Here is a 15,611-nt window from a genome sequence, read left to right as displayed (position 1 = left end):
TGAGCCTAGTTTGATCATGAAGGATCAAGGATGAACCAGGAAATCGCCACCAATCCCCTGAACCCGCTGGCTCAGCCGCGGCAGTTCGACGAAATCAAGATCTCGCTGGCCTCGCCCGAGGAAATCCTCGCGTGGTCCTATGGTGAGGTGAAGAAGCCCGAAACCATCAACTACCGCACGTTCAAGCCCGAGCGTGACGGCCTGTTCTGCGCACGTATCTTCGGTCCGATCAAGGACTACGAATGTCTGTGCGGCAAATATAAGCGCATGAAATATCGCGGCCTCGTCTGCGAAAAATGCGGCGTTGAAGTCACGCTGCAGAAGGTCCGCCGTGAGCGGATGGGCCATATCGAACTGGCCGCTCCGGTTGCGCATATCTGGTTCCTGAAATCGCTGCCTTCCCGCATCGGCCTGATGCTGGACATGACGCTGCGTGATCTGGAGCGGATTCTTTACTTCGAAAACTATGTCGTCATTGAGCCGGGTCTGACCGATCTGACCTATGGTCAGTTGATGACCGAAGAAGAGTTCATGGACGCACAGGACCAGTTCGGTGCTGACGCCTTCACCGCCGATATCGGGGCCGAGGCGATCCGTGCCATGCTGGCCGAGATCGATCTGGCCGCGACCGCCGAGCAACTGCGTGAGGAACTGAAGGAAGCCACTGGCGACCTGAAGCCGAAGAAGATCATCAAGCGTCTGAAGATCGTTGAAAGCTTCCTTGAATCCGGCAACCGTCCGGAATGGATGGTCATGACGGTGATCCCGGTCATCCCGCCGGAACTGCGCCCTCTGGTGCCTCTGGATGGTGGCCGTTTCGCGACATCGGATCTGAACGATCTGTATCGCCGGGTGATCAACCGGAACAACCGTCTTAAGCGCCTGATCGAGCTTCGTGCGCCCGACATCATCGTGCGCAACGAAAAGCGGATGTTGCAGGAATCGGTCGATGCGCTGTTCGACAATGGTCGTCGCGGCCGCGTCATCACGGGCAATAACCGCCGCCCGCTGAAATCGCTGTCGGATATGCTGAAAGGCAAGCAGGGCCGATTCCGCCAGAACCTTCTGGGGAAACGCGTCGACTTCTCGGGCCGCTCGGTCATCGTGACCGGGCCGGAACTGAAGCTGCATCAATGCGGCCTGCCGAAGAAGATGGCGCTCGAACTGTTCAAGCCGTTCATCTATTCGCGGCTTGAGGCGAAGGGCTATTCCTCGACCGTCAAGCAGGCGAAGAAACTGGTCGAGAAAGAGCGTCCCGAGGTTTGGGATATCCTCGACGAGGTGATCCGCGAGCATCCGGTTCTGCTGAACCGTGCGCCGACGCTGCACCGTCTGGGCATTCAGGCATTCGAGCCGATCCTGATCGAAGGCAAGGCGATCCAGCTGCACCCGCTGGTCTGTTCCGCCTTCAACGCCGATTTCGACGGCGACCAGATGGCCGTTCACGTGCCGCTTTCGCTGGAAGCCCAGCTTGAGGCGCGTGTGCTGATGATGTCCACCAACAACGTGCTGTCGCCCGCCAACGGTGCGCCGATCATCGTCCCGTCGCAGGATATGATCCTTGGTCTCTACTACACGACCATGATGCGCGAAGGCATGAAGGGCGAAGGCATGGTCTTTGCCAGCGTCGATGAGGTGGAACACGCCCTGACGACTGGCGAGGTACATCTGCACGCGAAAATTCAGGCCCGTCTGAAGCAAATCGACGATGACGGTAATGAGGTCGCAACGCGCTTCGAAACCACGCCGGGCCGTTTGCGCCTCGGCTCGCTTCTGCCACTGAACGCGAAGGCTCCGTTCGAGCTGGTGAACCGCCTGCTGCGCAAGAAGGACGTGCAGCACGTTATCGACACGGTTTACCGCTACTGCGGCCAGAAAGAGGCGGTGATCTTCTCGGATAAGATCATGGGTCTCGGCTTCCGCGAAGCGTTCCGCGCCGGTATCTCGTTCGGCAAGAACGACATGGTGATCCCCGATAATAAATGGGACATCGTGGGCGAGGTGCAGGATCAGGTGAAAGAGTTCGAACAGCAATATCTGGACGGTCTCATCACTCAGGGCGAGAAGTATAACAAGGTTGTCGATGCGTGGTCGAAATGTAACGACCGCGTCACCGATGCGATGATGGCGACCATCTCGAAAACCCGGAAAAGCGAGGATGGCGCCGAGCTTGAGCCGAACTCGGTCTATATGATGGCGCATTCGGGTGCGCGGGGTTCTGTCACGCAGATGAAACAGCTGGGCGGGATGCGCGGCCTGATGGCCAAGCCGAATGGCGAGATCATCGAGACGCCGATCATCTCGAACTTCAAGGAAGGTCTGACCGTTCTTGAATACTTCAACTCGACCCACGGTGCGCGGAAAGGTCTGTCCGATACCGCGCTGAAGACGGCGAACTCGGGCTATCTGACCCGTCGTTTGGTTGATGTGGCGCAGGACTGCATTGTGCGTGAACATGATTGCGGCACCGAACAGGCGATCAATGCCTCGGCAGCCGTCAATGACGGTGAGATCATCTCTCCGCTGAGCGAGCGTATTCTGGGCCGTACCGCGGCTGAGGATGTGCTGGTTCCGGGTACGGATGAGGTGATCCTCCGCAAAGGTGAGCTGATCGACGAACGCAAGTCGGACGAGGTCGAGAATGCGGGCGTGCAGAATGTGCGTATCCGCTCGGCCCTGACCTGCGAAAGCGAGGATGGCGTCTGCGCGATGTGCTATGGCCGCGATCTGGCCCGTGGTACGCTGGTCAATATCGGCGAGGCTGTCGGCATCATCGCTGCGCAGTCCATCGGTGAACCCGGCACGCAGCTGACGATGCGGACCTTCCATATCGGCGGCGTCGCGCAGGGTGGTCAGCAATCCTTCACTGCCGCCAACCAGGAGGGGACGGTTGCCTTCGAGAATGAAGCGACCATCACCAACGATTCGGGTGAGCTGATCGTCATGGCTCGGAACATGGTTCTGAACCTGATGAACAAGCAGGGCGAGCCGGTGGCGTCGCACAAGCTGTTCTACGGCTCGAAGCTGATGGTGAAGGAAGGCGAAGAGGTCATTCGCGGACAGAAGCTGTTCGAATGGGACCCGTATACCCTGCCGATCATCGCCGAGAAGCCGGGTAAGGCGAAATTCGTCGATCTGGTATCGGGTCTGTCGGTTCGTGACGATACGGATGATGCGACCGGGATGACGCAGAAGATCGTGACCGACTGGCGCTCGACGCCGAAAGGTGGCGATCTGAAGCCGGAAATACTGATTATCGGCGAAGATGGCGAACCGATCCGCAACGATCAGGGCAATCCGGTCACCTATCCGATGTCGGTGGACGCAATTCTGTCCATCGAAGACGGGCAGGAGATCAAGGCCGGTGACGTGGTGGCGCGTATTCCGCGCGAAGGTGCCAAGACCAAGGACATCACCGGGGGTCTGCCCCGTGTGGCGGAACTGTTCGAGGCGCGTCGTCCGAAAGATCACGCGATCATCGCCGAAATCGACGGTTATGTGCGCTTCGGCAAGGACTACAAGAACAAGCGCCGCATCTCGATCGAACCGGCTGACGAGAATCTGGATCCCGTCGAATACATGGTGCCGAAAGGCAAGCACATCCCGGTGCAGGAAGGCGACTTCGTGCAGAAGGGTGAGTATATCATGGACGGTAACCCGGCCCCGCACGATATTCTGCGGATCATGGGCATCGAGGCTCTGGCCGATTACCTGATCGACGAGGTGCAGGACGTCTATCGTCTGCAGGGCGTGAAGATCAACGACAAGCATATCGAGGTGATCGTTCGCCAGATGCTTCAGAAGATCGAGATCCTGGATTCGGGCGACACAACCCTGCTGAAAGGCGAGCATGTCGAACGCGATGAGTTCGAGGAAGAAAATGCCAAGATCGAAGCCAAGGGCGGCAAGCCCGCCACGGGTGAGCCGGTTCTTCTGGGCATCACCAAGGCGTCGCTGCAGACCCGCAGCTTCATCTCGGCGGCCTCATTCCAGGAAACGACTCGTGTGCTGACCGAAGCTTCGGTTCAGGGCAAGCGCGACAAGCTGGTCGGTCTGAAGGAAAACGTCATTGTTGGCCGCCTGATCCCGGCAGGGACCGGTGGGGCGACGATGCGCCTGAAGAAAGTGGCAAGCGACCGCGATGCCGAGGTGATCGAAGCACGCCGGGCAGAGGCCGAAGCGGCTGCTGCTCTGGAAGCTCCGGTCGAGGTGAAAGCCGAGGATGTCACCGTGGCGCCGGAAACTCTGGACGAGGGCGCTCTGGCCGATCTGCCCGAAACCAACGGCGAAGAGTGATCTTGCCGCAGGAATAAACCGAAAAGGCCCGGCCCATGTGCCGGGCTTTTTCACGCTGAATGGCGTTAACCTCTGCGGCATTGAACAGAGGCCCCTGAGCACCTAGATTTGGGTGACGCAGGGGGCCCGCACTGCCGATCTTGGGGTTCGCGCCCTCGGGCTTGAAAGGAAGAACATGACCGAACTTAACCATTCGCATCCCGTTCTGCCGCTGCGCGATATCGTGGCGTTCCCGCATATGGTCGTGCCGCTTTTCGTCGGCCGCGACAAATCCGTGCGTGCGCTCGAAGCGGTCATGGCAGAGGATCGTCCGATCCTTCTGGCGACGCAGAAGGATGCTTCCGTCGATGAACCCGACGCTGACGGCATTTACCGCATCGGTGTCCTCGCCAATGTGCTTCAGCTTCTGAAGCTGCCCGATGGCACTGTGAAAGTGCTGGTCGAAGGACAGCGCCGCGTGGAAATCACCCGCTTCATCGACAACCCGGATTATTTCGAGGCAGAGGCCACTCCGCTGATCGAAGAGCAGGGCGATGAGGATACGGTTATCGCACTGACCAAGGCGGTTGCCGAGGAATTCGAGAAATACGTCAAGATCCGCAAGAATATCCCGGATGAGGTTGTCTCGACCGTGGCCGAGACCTCGGAATCCGAGCGTTTGGCCGATCTGGTCGCGGGCCATCTTGGCGTGGAAATCGACCGCAAGCAGGAATTGCTGGAAACGCTGGTCGTTGCCGAGCGGCTGGAGAAGGTTTACGGCCTGATGCAGGGCGAAATGTCCGTGCTGCAGGTCGAAAAGAAGATCAAATCGCGCGTCAAGACCCAGATGGAGAAGACGCAGCGCGAGTACTATCTGAATGAGCAGATGAAGGCCATTCAGAAGGAACTCGGCGATGGTGAGGAGGGTTCGGATGAACTCGCCGAACTGGAAGCGAAGATCGAAAAGACCAAGTTCAGCAAAGAGGCCCGCGAAAAGGCCGAGGCAGAGCTGAAAAAGCTGAAATCCATGTCGCCCATGTCGGCAGAGGCGACTGTCAGCCGCAACTACCTTGACTGGCTGCTGGCGCTGCCCTGGGGCGTGAAATCGCGCACCAGAAAGGATCTGGGCAAGGCCGAAGAGGTTCTGGACGCCGATCACTACGGTCTGGAAAAGGTCAAGGAGCGTATCGTCGAATATCTCGCCGTGCAGAACCGCTCGACCAAGCTGAAAGGCCCGATCATGTGCCTTGTCGGTCCTCCGGGTGTGGGGAAAACCTCGCTTGGCCGGTCGGTCGCGAAGGCGACGGGGCGCGAATTCATCCGCATCAGCCTTGGCGGCGTGCGCGACGAATCCGAGATTCGCGGCCATCGCCGGACCTATATCGGCTCGATGCCGGGCAAGATCATCCAGGCGCTGAAAAAGGCGAAAACCACGAATCCGCTCATCCTGCTCGATGAAATCGACAAGATGGGGCAGGATTTCCGTGGCGATCCGGCAAGCGCGATGCTGGAGGTTCTGGACCCGGAACAGAACTCGACCTTCGTGGACCACTATCTTGAGGTGGAATACGATCTGTCGAACGTGATGTTCCTGACCACCGCCAACAGCTATAACATGCCGGGCCCGCTGCTCGACCGGATGGAGATCATTCCGCTGGCCGGCTATACCGAGGACGAAAAGCGCGAAATCGCCCGTCAGCATCTGCTGCCCAAGCAGGTGAAGGCAAACGGTCTGCGCAAGGGTGAATTCTCGGTGTCCGATGAGGCGCTGACCCATGTGATCCGCTATTACACGCGGGAAGCCGGGGTACGCTCGCTGGAGCGTGAAATCGCCAAGCTGGCCCGGAAGGCCGTGACCGAGATCCTCAAGGGCAAGACCAAGACTGTCGAGGTCGGTCCCGAGAAGGTCGAGGAATATCTCGGCGTCCGCCGTCATCGCTATGGTCTGGCCGAAAAAGAGGATCAGGTTGGTGTCGTGACCGGTCTCGCCTGGACGCAGGTCGGCGGCGATCTTCTGCAGATCGAGGCGCTGAAATTGCCCGGCAAGGGCCGCATGAAAACGACGGGGAAACTCGGCGATGTGATGAAGGAATCCATCGACGCGGCCTCTTCCTTCGTGCGCTCGGTCGCGCCCGAGCTTGGGATCAAGCCGCCGGAATTCGAGAAGCGGGACATCCATGTCCACGTTCCTGAAGGCGCGACGCCCAAGGACGGGCCGTCCGCGGGTCTTGCGATGGTGACCTCGGTCGTGTCGGTCATGACCGGAATTCCGGTGCGCAAGGATATCGCCATGACCGGCGAGGTGACCTTGCGCGGGAATGCCTTGGCCATTGGTGGGCTGAAGGAAAAGCTTCTGGCGGCGCTTCGCGGCGGCATCAAGACGGTGTTGATCCCCGAAGATAATGCCAAGGATCTGGCAGAGATCCCGGATAATGTGAAAGAAGGGCTGAAGATCATCCCCGTTTCCAATGTCCGCGAAGTCCTGAAGCACGCCCTCGTGCACATGCCCGAGCCGGTTGAGTGGGATGAGGCCGCTGAAGAAGCTGCCGAAGCCGCCCGCCAAGCTACTTCAAGCACTGGGCAGGGTACTGCCTCGGTATCGATAGCGCATTAAACGATCTTTGGATCAATGGAGGGCGTGAGATTATTCTCGCGCCCTTTCAGTTTGTAGAACTGGCGTGGCCTAAGTTGATGGAAGTTCGATCATGCCGACGCGCTTACTAATTTCCCATACGGCCTGATGGCTCTGATCCGAAACGATTTCAGCCCAACAGTTCTTCATGTCTTTTGAGAAATTTATGTCATCGAAAATTACCAATGCGCCCGGGGCAGCGATGGATTTAACAATCGCAAACTGTGCCATGACGAAATCGCGAGTGTGGATTGCATCAATGAAAATGATCTCCGGTGCGCCATCGATAACGTCAACATTGTCCTCGAACGTACCATTTACGAGATGACTGCGTGGACTGATTGCACGAAAATTGTCTTGTGCAATCGGAAACCACTCTGCATTTGGTTCAAAACTAAATAGTGAGCCTTTACCTACCGATTCCAGACCTGCCAGCCAGTACATGCCGCTGGCACCAAACGCTGCACCGAACTCCACGACGACATTGGGTCTCTTCTGAGTGACAAGCCATGCGTAAAAGCGCGAGGTCAGTGCTGCAGAACGAACCTGCTTGATGGAACGTGTTTCATTTTCGGACACCGGTCGAGCATAATTCTCGACCTCTCGATATTTTTCCCATAAGGGAAATTCGCCTAGTCTCGCTGTAGCTTCGATGCGGGCTTCGATCCGTTCAACAACCTCTCCGTGAAAAGTGCTACGGGTAAAGCTCTCTGGTCGGATGCCAAAGCAGGATGAGCCTCTGACTGTTTTGATTATCAGCTCTTTCATCTGCCTATCGGTGATATGCCGTTTCTTTGAAAGCGAAGCTAAAGGATGGAGAGCGGACATACTAGCGATAATTAACGGCCTATAGTTTTTTCCGGCGGTCCCACCTCCTGCCATTTTCTCTTGCACGATACGTTTGTCGTGACTATCTAGCCCCTCACGGGTGATTAGCTCAGCGGTAGAGCGCTTCGTTCACATCGAAGATGTCAGCGGTTCAAATCCGTTATCACCCACCATTATCTTTAAAATTTCACTTGGACTTCGTGAAATGCGCGGTCATTAATCAAGTCTTTGGAACAGTTCTTAATACGCTGCTTCAGAGGTTTTGAGATATCAGACGGATCGTCTCGCGACGAGTAATCGGGCAACGAAGTACGTTATGGCGATTATCGAGGACAGGAATGTACAGTGGAGCGGGTGAAGTGCGATGGATTACGAAATCCAAACCCGTCAAAAAGGCTCATAATCCTTTATTATCATACGCTTGCGTAATCACATTCTCTCCGGAAACCCGGCATGTGTGCCGAGCGTGGTGGGTCCGTGTACTCACATTGCCCATCCAAGTTGCCCAATGCAACCCCGCAGTGTGACCTGCGACTTGTGAATCCTCGGGCAACTGCAATCTGTTATTTGTCCTGCCTTCTTTTGGGATTTTCTCCGACAAGAAATGACCGAAAAATCCGAGGTGGCGAACTCAACCATTGATGTTGTGCATGTCGCCCCAGTGGAGTGGCGTTTGAGGGCTGGCCATTAGCTTCTGTCGTCCGGATAATTTGATACCCATTAAGCAAATTGTCATCGCGCCGCGCAGTAACCCTTTCGCACGGTTCAAGCTGCGGCCTGTCCCATAGGGCAAGGTCTAGCGAGTCGTCTCGTGATGCGCTGTAATATGTCCCGTACGAATTGTCTTGATATTTTGAGACAATGCGATGTACTACGTTTTAGACCTTAGCGAGACAGATTATGGGACAGAGAACATGCTGGTAGGATATGCGCGGACTTCGACACTGGATCAGAAGGCTGGCTTAGAAGGGCAGGAGCGGGACTTGCGGGGCGCCGGGTGCGAGCGGCTGTTCATCGAGCAAGTCTCTTCCGTTGACGTGAGGGCGCGTGAGCAGCTTACCGAGGCTCTGGCCTTTGTCCGGGCCGGGGATGCGCTTGTTGTGACGAAGCTCGACCGTCTGGCACGTTCGGTGGCGCATCTGCTGGAAATCCTCGACACCCTGACGGCGAAGGGCGCTGCGCTGCGTATTCTGAATATGAACCTCGACACCGGCACTCCCACAGGAAAGCTGATGCTGACCATGCTGGGCGGCGTGGCAGAGTTCGAGCGTGAAATCATGCTGGAACGGCAGCGCGAGGGGATCGCCAAGGCCAAGGCTGCGGGCAAGTACAAGGGCCGCAAGCCGACAGCACGGGCGAAACTGGAAGAGGTGCAGAGGTTGCACCGAGACGGCATCGGGGGAACCGAGATTGCCAGAAGGCTGGGAATTGGACGGGCGAGCGTCTATCGGCTTTTGGATGAGGCTAAGGCACGGGATGCGACATGATATCGGCTGTGTTGCTGTTCTTGGCGATCTGAGGCTGCATGGTCATCTGGAAACTTTGATTGCTGCGAGATGCCATGCGAGGCCGCCTATCTGTTTTTTGAAAAAGCGGCGCTTTGGATGAGGATGGCGGGCATCGGCTGCGCTCATATCGAAGCTGTCTATTACTATGCTCTTGAAAGTCGCGGGAGTGTTGCGATGGCAAGGGCGGATTTCAGACCTTCACTGCGAGTGCGAGCTAACAAAGCCCGCTCACAGAAAGCCGACGTTCAAAAGAGGCTAAACGCAAACAGTGGATTGCAGTGCCGCAAGACGGCGACATGACCACTGCGGACGGTTCAAGTTCCTCGTAACCGCTAGGCGTTAGTTGACATTAATGAGGTCGAAAAAGACTTCTTGCCGGGATTTGGGAAATGCAACCTCAAATTGATTTAATAACTGATTTCAATCGCCTATTATGCACTCTCATGAACGCAGCGCGAACACTCAGATCATCACAACTCTTCAGATTCATGACGCGAAATCAAGTTAGAAATTTCGGCGAGTCGAAATTCTAGCATTTCTACGTGTCGAGTTGCCGCTATTAGGTCTTGCATTAATTCCTCCCTGTTGTGGCCCGAGGATTTCTCAAACTTTTGCTGAGCGTACTCTCGCGCCTCCAACGCCGCCGACATCTCCATTCTCAGCTTACGAATCTTTTCTAATAGAAAGGTAGATCGGCGGCGACCAACCTCATTGGTCCTTTCTGCAGAAATGTCGCCTCGGTACTGACCAAACCTCTCAATGTCTGCCGACGATATCATATGGCTCCGTTCACCGTCGGCTATATGTTTGCCATTACGTAAAGCGTTTCTGCGGTATCTCAGGGACCTTTCGCGTTCACGATCATACAGAAAACGTTCGCGTTCACGCTCACTCAGGTCCTCCAACGCATTTCGCCCGTGCATACGGACGGCGTAGCTTGCAAGAGCATTCTCGTGCTTGGCGGTCTCAGCTGCTCGAACTTCGTCGATTGCTCCCTCCGATATTTTCCCACCGATGTAGCCGCTTGCAACTGCCACGAAACTGTCAGGAGTATAAAACTTCACATGCTTGCCGGTGAACCTGTTAAACTCATCAATCAATTCAGGTCTGGGCGAGATGGTTTTTCCACTCTTCTCCAACCACCAATCTTCTTTCCGGTCGTCCGTCACGAACACCAAATGCTTATCGTCTGCTTTCGCCATTTCCAAAGTCTGACGCCACAGGACGAAGTCTCCGTAAAGCCTCCGCTTATCGTCTGAGGTCTGTGAGTCTTTCACTTTACCGGCGTCCATGTAGCCGGGCGGAATTTTGCGATTGTATCGGTCTTCACCTTGCTCAAAGAGAGCCTTCATCTTGTCTTCATCGAATTCATCTCCCGACCGCGCATCAAAAATATTGGCTAGTCGGTCCAGTACGTCGTCTTGCGTCATACGCTGTTCGATTGTCTGACCACTTGCATCGAGTTCCTGCTCAATTTTCGTAATAGTTTCTTCCAGCTTGCTTGCGCTATCCGCAGAGATGAAAGGGTGCCCTCGCTCAGTCGAGAACTGACGCTTGATGGATGTCAGATCACGCTTTATGTCGTCGTAAGTTTTCTACTGGTCCGCAATAACGGTTATCCGATTTCGAAAGAACTCGACTCCAGCTTGATGAGGTAGCCAAACCCGGTGTTTGATCCTTTCTAACTGAGAGAACAGCGCATCTCGCGTGGTGTCCGAGTACCTGTACATATTCAGAAGGGTATTGGCGTCGAAGACGAACACACCATCGGCCCAAATCTCTTTGACCTGTTCATCGTTCAACTTGAAATGGCCCAAAAACTTCGACTTCACGCTTCACCTCATTTTCGATGGCTATCTATCAAGCCACCGCGATCTAATCACCAGAGGCGGCTTCTTGGCAACCGTCACTGAGGCCATGTATCGACCCAGTGAAAACCCGCTTATGCTACAGGGGTGCCCGATGCTCCGCCCAGGGTGGGCTTTGGGGACGCGTCGGCGACCCGGATGGCCACATCTGGGAGATTCATGGAACCTCGCTTGGCCGATCAATGGGCAGGGCCATGTCGTCTTGGGAGTGTGATGCCGCGCGGCTGGTCGGAATGACTGCTACAATTTCGGCCCGCTCCTGAAAGCGTAAAGGGGAAGTCCGCGGTGGTGCCGGAGGTCAGATTCGTCCCGCGCTGCTGGTGTTAGCGTGCCTGATGAAGCTGCCCGGGGTCGTGAATGACCGGTTTAAGGAAGCTGCATCGCGGCGAAGGCCGATCAGGTGAACGGCAGGTATGGGCTGCCCTTGCCGGGGTGACCGTGATTAACGCTGAAAAGGGACACTGTGCCGCCGAATGTCAACTCCGGAGGGCAGAGAGAACCGTGCCAGTGTGATTGCCAGCATATCTTGAGCGGGAGTTATCTGCGCTGAATACGGTAGAGCGGTCGAGCTCACAACATCCGCACAGTGACACTTGAGGGTGAACCTTGGTTCGTCGTGCGGGACGTGCTGAATGTGCTTGGGATCAAAGGCATGTCCTGCGAACTAATGAACGTGGGTAAAACCTATGTTGAAGAACTCCAAATGCCCGGCCAGCGTGGTGGTCGCCCGAACAAGCTCATCAACGAAGCGGGTCTCTACAAGCTCATCCTGCGGTCGAACAAGCCGGAAGCGAAAGAGTTTCAGGATTGGGTGACGGGCGAGGTGCTGCCGAGGATTCGCAAGACGGGTTCCTATGTGGCCGGTGAAGAGAAATTTGACGTGTCCACGGATGAGGGCTTGGCTGCGACGACAACGCTGGTCATGGCGGCGATGGAACTGGCCGGGACTGTGCTGGGTGGATTGCCGGGTGCAAGCTGGTGGCGTGTCGCGGGATGCCGCTGACGGTGGAAGCCGACGATCTGGCTGTGAGTCCTTGGGCTGCTGATCCGAAGGTTTCAGAGGTGTTGCGGATGTAGGGCGCTGCCGGGGCTGCGCTGTACAAGGCTGCGGCAAGACGAGCAATGCGCCAGCGCAAGTCAGCACAGGGGCGCTCTGTCGCAATCAATATCTCTCCGTCATCTGATTGCAGGGCGATCCTTCGTAGCGGCGTGGAAGCGCCCTCAGGGGTGTGTCTCAGTTGCTGTCTAGGACCCCCAAGGCGGCGCTATACGGCGCTGTGAGCGGGCTTTCTCGGGCTGTGAGGTGTGCCTCGATTACCCCTTACCCTCAGATAAATACGAGTCTCCGATTAACGCACGAAAACAGCTCACCATCCAAACCACAATATCTGGTGTTTCTGCCCGGCTGATTACACCGCATCCACCACATGAAGAGCCTGACCGGCCTACGTGCCGTCAGTCAATACCAACCGTCTCCCGGCGCTTCTCCGGGGGACTGTCTTTACATTTGAAAGGAACGACATGAACCATCTGGCATCAACCTCCCCGACCCATGACAGCGGTGACCAGCCCCAGAATGGCCAGACCCGCATTGAAATCTTCACTGACGGCTCCTGCATCGGAAATCCCGGTGCTGGCGGCTATGGCATCGTCGTGCTTCGTCGCAACGCAGCGGGAGAGGTCATCAAAAGCCGTGAGGCATCTGACTTCGCAAGGGAAATGACAACGAATATCCGCATGGAACTGACTGGCGCATGTGTCGCTCTGGAAAGCCTTGGGGCCATCACGGATGAGCCGATTATCGTCTACAGCGACGCGAACCTCATTTCCAACGCCATGACCAAATGGCTGGATGGCTGGAAAGCCAGAGGGTGGCGGAAAGGGGACGGCAAGCCGGTCGAGAACAGGGACCTCTGGGAGCGCCTTGAGCGGGCTGCAAAGGGGCGCAGGGTGCAATTTAAGTGGGTTCGCGGACATAACGGCTCGATACACAACGAGCGAGCCGACAAGCTGGCCTATGCGGCGGCACGGAAGGCTGAACCGATAGTGTTGTTCGGGGCGGAGGGCTGAACCGATGCCGGGAACAAACGAATGTGCAAAGGTAACGGAGGGAGCGCCGGTCGAGACCGCCCGGATTGCCTCTCCCGGTGTGACAACGCGCACCTGTCCGCGTTGTTCGAGTTCGTTCACGCAACGGCGCAGGGACCAGCGATATTGCTCAAAGCCCTGCGCCAAGGCCGCGAGCCGCAATGCCGGACGTGGCCCGCAAACAGTCACAGCAAGCGCCGAAGCACGTCGCCGCCAAGAGCGTCGCAAGCGGCGTCTGCCTGACCTCACAAACGCCCTGTATGAAACCCCTCCACGGTATCGTGCGGTGTTCCTGGAGCGGCTTATCGTACAGGGGCGCAGCAGTTCTGAATTGCGCCGGATGCTGACCCGGCGGCATCTTCTGCAGGGCTGGTCGCAGGGGGTGGCGGGCAGGATCGGGATTGCGCAGAGCCTCGATCACTATTGCCGAGAGGTCTATGAGCTTCGCTCCTTTGAGGTTCTGGCCCCGGAGACGGTGCTTCCTTCGGCTGATGGATTGGTATTTCCGGCTGAATATTTCGGCCCGGATGCGCCACCAGTCTATGAGGATGGAAGCCTGATCCAGCGTCCGTGTCCGTGGGAGACATGGAAGGCGGGCAGAAAAAGTCCCTCTGCCATATATAAAGGGAACGTAACTGTGCTTGTTGACGGGAAAGACCACATGCAAAGGAGGGCGGCCTGAACGGGAGTTGAACAAGTGATTTGATATTCGGGGACGGCGAAGGCCGAACCTCTTCTACGGTGCCTCCGCAAAGCTATCCCTGTGAGTACGTAATAAGCGCATCTGAACGGCGCTCACAGGGGGACGCTTTGCCGTACCCCAGAAAGGGCATCCCGGATTGGTTCGGCCTCCGCCGACCCCGTATTCTCCATCTACCCCGCAGGGCATATGGTCTTTGCCATTACGCGGGCTGCGATGGGGTCACGTAACTGTACCTTTGCTGTGCTGACGGGATGCCTGATCTACCGCATTTCCTTCATCTCATGCGCTCGCATCATCGCCCGTGTGGTCGCCCGCAGCTTGGCGACTTCACCACCATAAACCCTGTCGCCAACACCGCCCAGCGTGTGGCCGAGGATCAGGTTCTGTTCCAGAGACGGCACTTCGGCCAAGACAAGCCAGTCCTTCATATTGTGGCGCAGGGAATGGATGACGTGCTTTCCGTCCGGCGAGACCTTGCGCAGATGTTTCATCAACGACGCGGATGCAGCATCGCTGCCCCGTGGGCGACCATAGGACGGGAACAGGCTGCCGTTGCCGCCTTCCGCCTGAACACGCTCTAACGCCTCTTTTGCAGCAGCCAGCGCATCCCCGACAAGTGGCACCTCGCGTCGGGATGTTTCCGTCTTCAGACTGCGTACCGCGTTCGGTTCTATGCGGATATGTGGAAACTCGCCCGCCAGCCTGACGTCACCTGCCAGCAACCCCGTCACCTCTGCGATGCGGCAGCCAGTGCCTTCGATCAGACGCCAGACAAGGGCCAGTTCCGGGGTGGCTTTGGCAATCACTCTCTGCCGGGTTTCCATGAGGACGTCAGATGGAAGCGGGGCGCGTTTCTCGGAGGCTTTCTGCCCCTGACCTTTTGCGACACGCGCGACCGGAAGGCGGCTGAACGGGTTCTGGATCGATCCCTCAAGGCCGAACTCGACCACGGCAAAGTTGAAAATAGCGCTGATGATCGACAATTCCCGCGAGACTGTCGAGGCACTGACTTTCTCTCCGATTCCCTTGCCTGTCATCTTTACCCGGTCCAGCATATGATCGCGTATGCGGCGGGCATCTTCCCGGGTGATTGCTGACAGGGCGGGATTGCAGCCAATCTCTGCAATGGCCGCATCTATGACCCGGTTCGCCAATCCGACGACCCGATGGTCAGTGTCCGGGCTGTCCGCCCGCAGATGCTCCTTGAGATACAGTTTCCGGGCGTCGTCCAGCGTGGGCTGCGGGGCGGGCAGCCTCTCTGGTCCCAGACGCAGCATGTTGATCCTGTAGGCGTCGGCAAGGCTGGCCCCTATCGGCGCGTCTGTCTCTGGGTCCATCGGATAGCGATGCACGATGAGATCGGCGGCAGATGCCATGTCGCTGCCGGTAAGCCCGTCATTCAGCATTTCCCGGCGCAGTCGCAGCGCCTCCTGATAGGCCTCAAGTTCGGTCACATTGCTGGCCTGTGGGATCTGGTTCTGCGTGAGCTGCATCCGTGCCGCTTCAATCTCGCGCTCCACCGTGGCGTGAAACCGGGGATAGGCGGCGAGTGCCTCGCGCCGGGAATCACCGAGCTTCTGCTTGAACTCGCGCTTGACGATGATCGTGGAGACATCCTTCGGAACGCGGCGGCGATACTGAAAGCTGCCTGATTTGGTCTGTGCGATATGCTTCAAGATCAGTCCCATGTGTACTCCGTGTGTGCGTTA

The 15,611-nt window shown here is 57.1% G+C and carries 7 protein-coding genes, 1 tRNA gene and 1 pseudogene; 6 read left to right on the top strand and 3 right to left on the bottom strand.

The features are described from left to right. Window positions 1-30 precede the first annotated feature (30 nt). Window positions 31-4,296 carry a DNA-directed RNA polymerase subunit beta' gene (gene rpoC, locus PAE61_RS12220; RefSeq protein ID WP_271112657.1) on the top strand — a complete coding sequence of 1,422 codons (4,266 nt, stop codon included), beginning with the start codon at window positions 31-33 and terminating at the stop codon, window positions 4,294-4,296. A gap of 175 nt (window positions 4,297-4,471) precedes the next feature. Then, on the top strand, window positions 4,472-6,889 hold the full coding sequence (lon, locus tag PAE61_RS12215) for an endopeptidase La (protein ID WP_271112656.1): 2,418 nt from the start codon (window positions 4,472-4,474) through the stop codon (window positions 6,887-6,889). Between the two features lie 69 nt (window positions 6,890-6,958). Here lon and PAE61_RS12210 read toward each other — a convergent pair whose 3' ends face one another. Continuing rightward, the gene (locus PAE61_RS12210; RefSeq protein WP_271112655.1) at window positions 6,959-7,675 is read right to left on the bottom strand and encodes an O-methyltransferase; all 717 of its coding nucleotides are present in this window, start codon (window positions 7,673-7,675) and stop codon (window positions 6,959-6,961) included. Window positions 7,676-7,833: 158 nt separating this feature from the next. Between PAE61_RS12210 and PAE61_RS12205 the strand changes: the two genes are divergently transcribed. Together PAE61_RS12205 and PAE61_RS12200 are read left to right on the top strand one after the other, a co-directional pair. Next, window positions 7,834-7,908 (top strand) — tRNA-Val (locus tag PAE61_RS12205). A 741-nt stretch (window positions 7,909-8,649) separates the two neighbouring features. Further along, window positions 8,650-9,222, top strand: a complete 573-nt coding sequence (locus PAE61_RS12200) for a recombinase family protein (RefSeq protein WP_271112654.1) — start codon at window positions 8,650-8,652, stop codon at window positions 9,220-9,222. A gap of 491 nt (window positions 9,223-9,713) precedes the next feature. On the opposite strand, the pseudogene PAE61_RS12195 reads toward PAE61_RS12200, so the two are convergent. Then, window positions 9,714-11,006, bottom strand: a pseudogene (locus PAE61_RS12195) (PIN-like domain-containing protein). 691 nt (window positions 11,007-11,697) lie between these two features. On the opposite strand from PAE61_RS12195, the gene PAE61_RS12190 reads away from it, so the two are divergent. Further along, window positions 11,698-12,114 (top strand): BRO-N domain-containing protein, encoded by a 417-nt coding sequence (locus PAE61_RS12190; RefSeq protein WP_271112653.1) that lies wholly within the window; start codon window positions 11,698-11,700, stop codon window positions 12,112-12,114. 518 nt (window positions 12,115-12,632) lie between these two features. Continuing rightward, the gene (locus tag PAE61_RS12185) at window positions 12,633-13,181 is read left to right on the top strand and encodes a ribonuclease H family protein (RefSeq protein ID WP_271112652.1); all 549 of its coding nucleotides are present in this window, start codon (window positions 12,633-12,635) and stop codon (window positions 13,179-13,181) included. A gap of 981 nt (window positions 13,182-14,162) precedes the next feature. Here PAE61_RS12185 and PAE61_RS12180 read toward each other — a convergent pair. Beyond that, window positions 14,163-15,590, bottom strand: a complete 1,428-nt coding sequence (locus tag PAE61_RS12180) for a tyrosine-type recombinase/integrase (protein WP_271112651.1) — start codon at window positions 15,588-15,590, stop codon at window positions 14,163-14,165. Between the last annotated feature and the right edge of the window lie 21 nt (window positions 15,591-15,611).

Origin of the sequence: Paracoccus aerodenitrificans (assembly GCF_027913215.1) — a bacterium.
Lineage (GTDB): Bacteria > Pseudomonadota > Alphaproteobacteria > Rhodobacterales > Rhodobacteraceae > Paracoccus > Paracoccus aerodenitrificans.
This window is presented reverse-complemented; position numbering and strand designations above follow the sequence as displayed.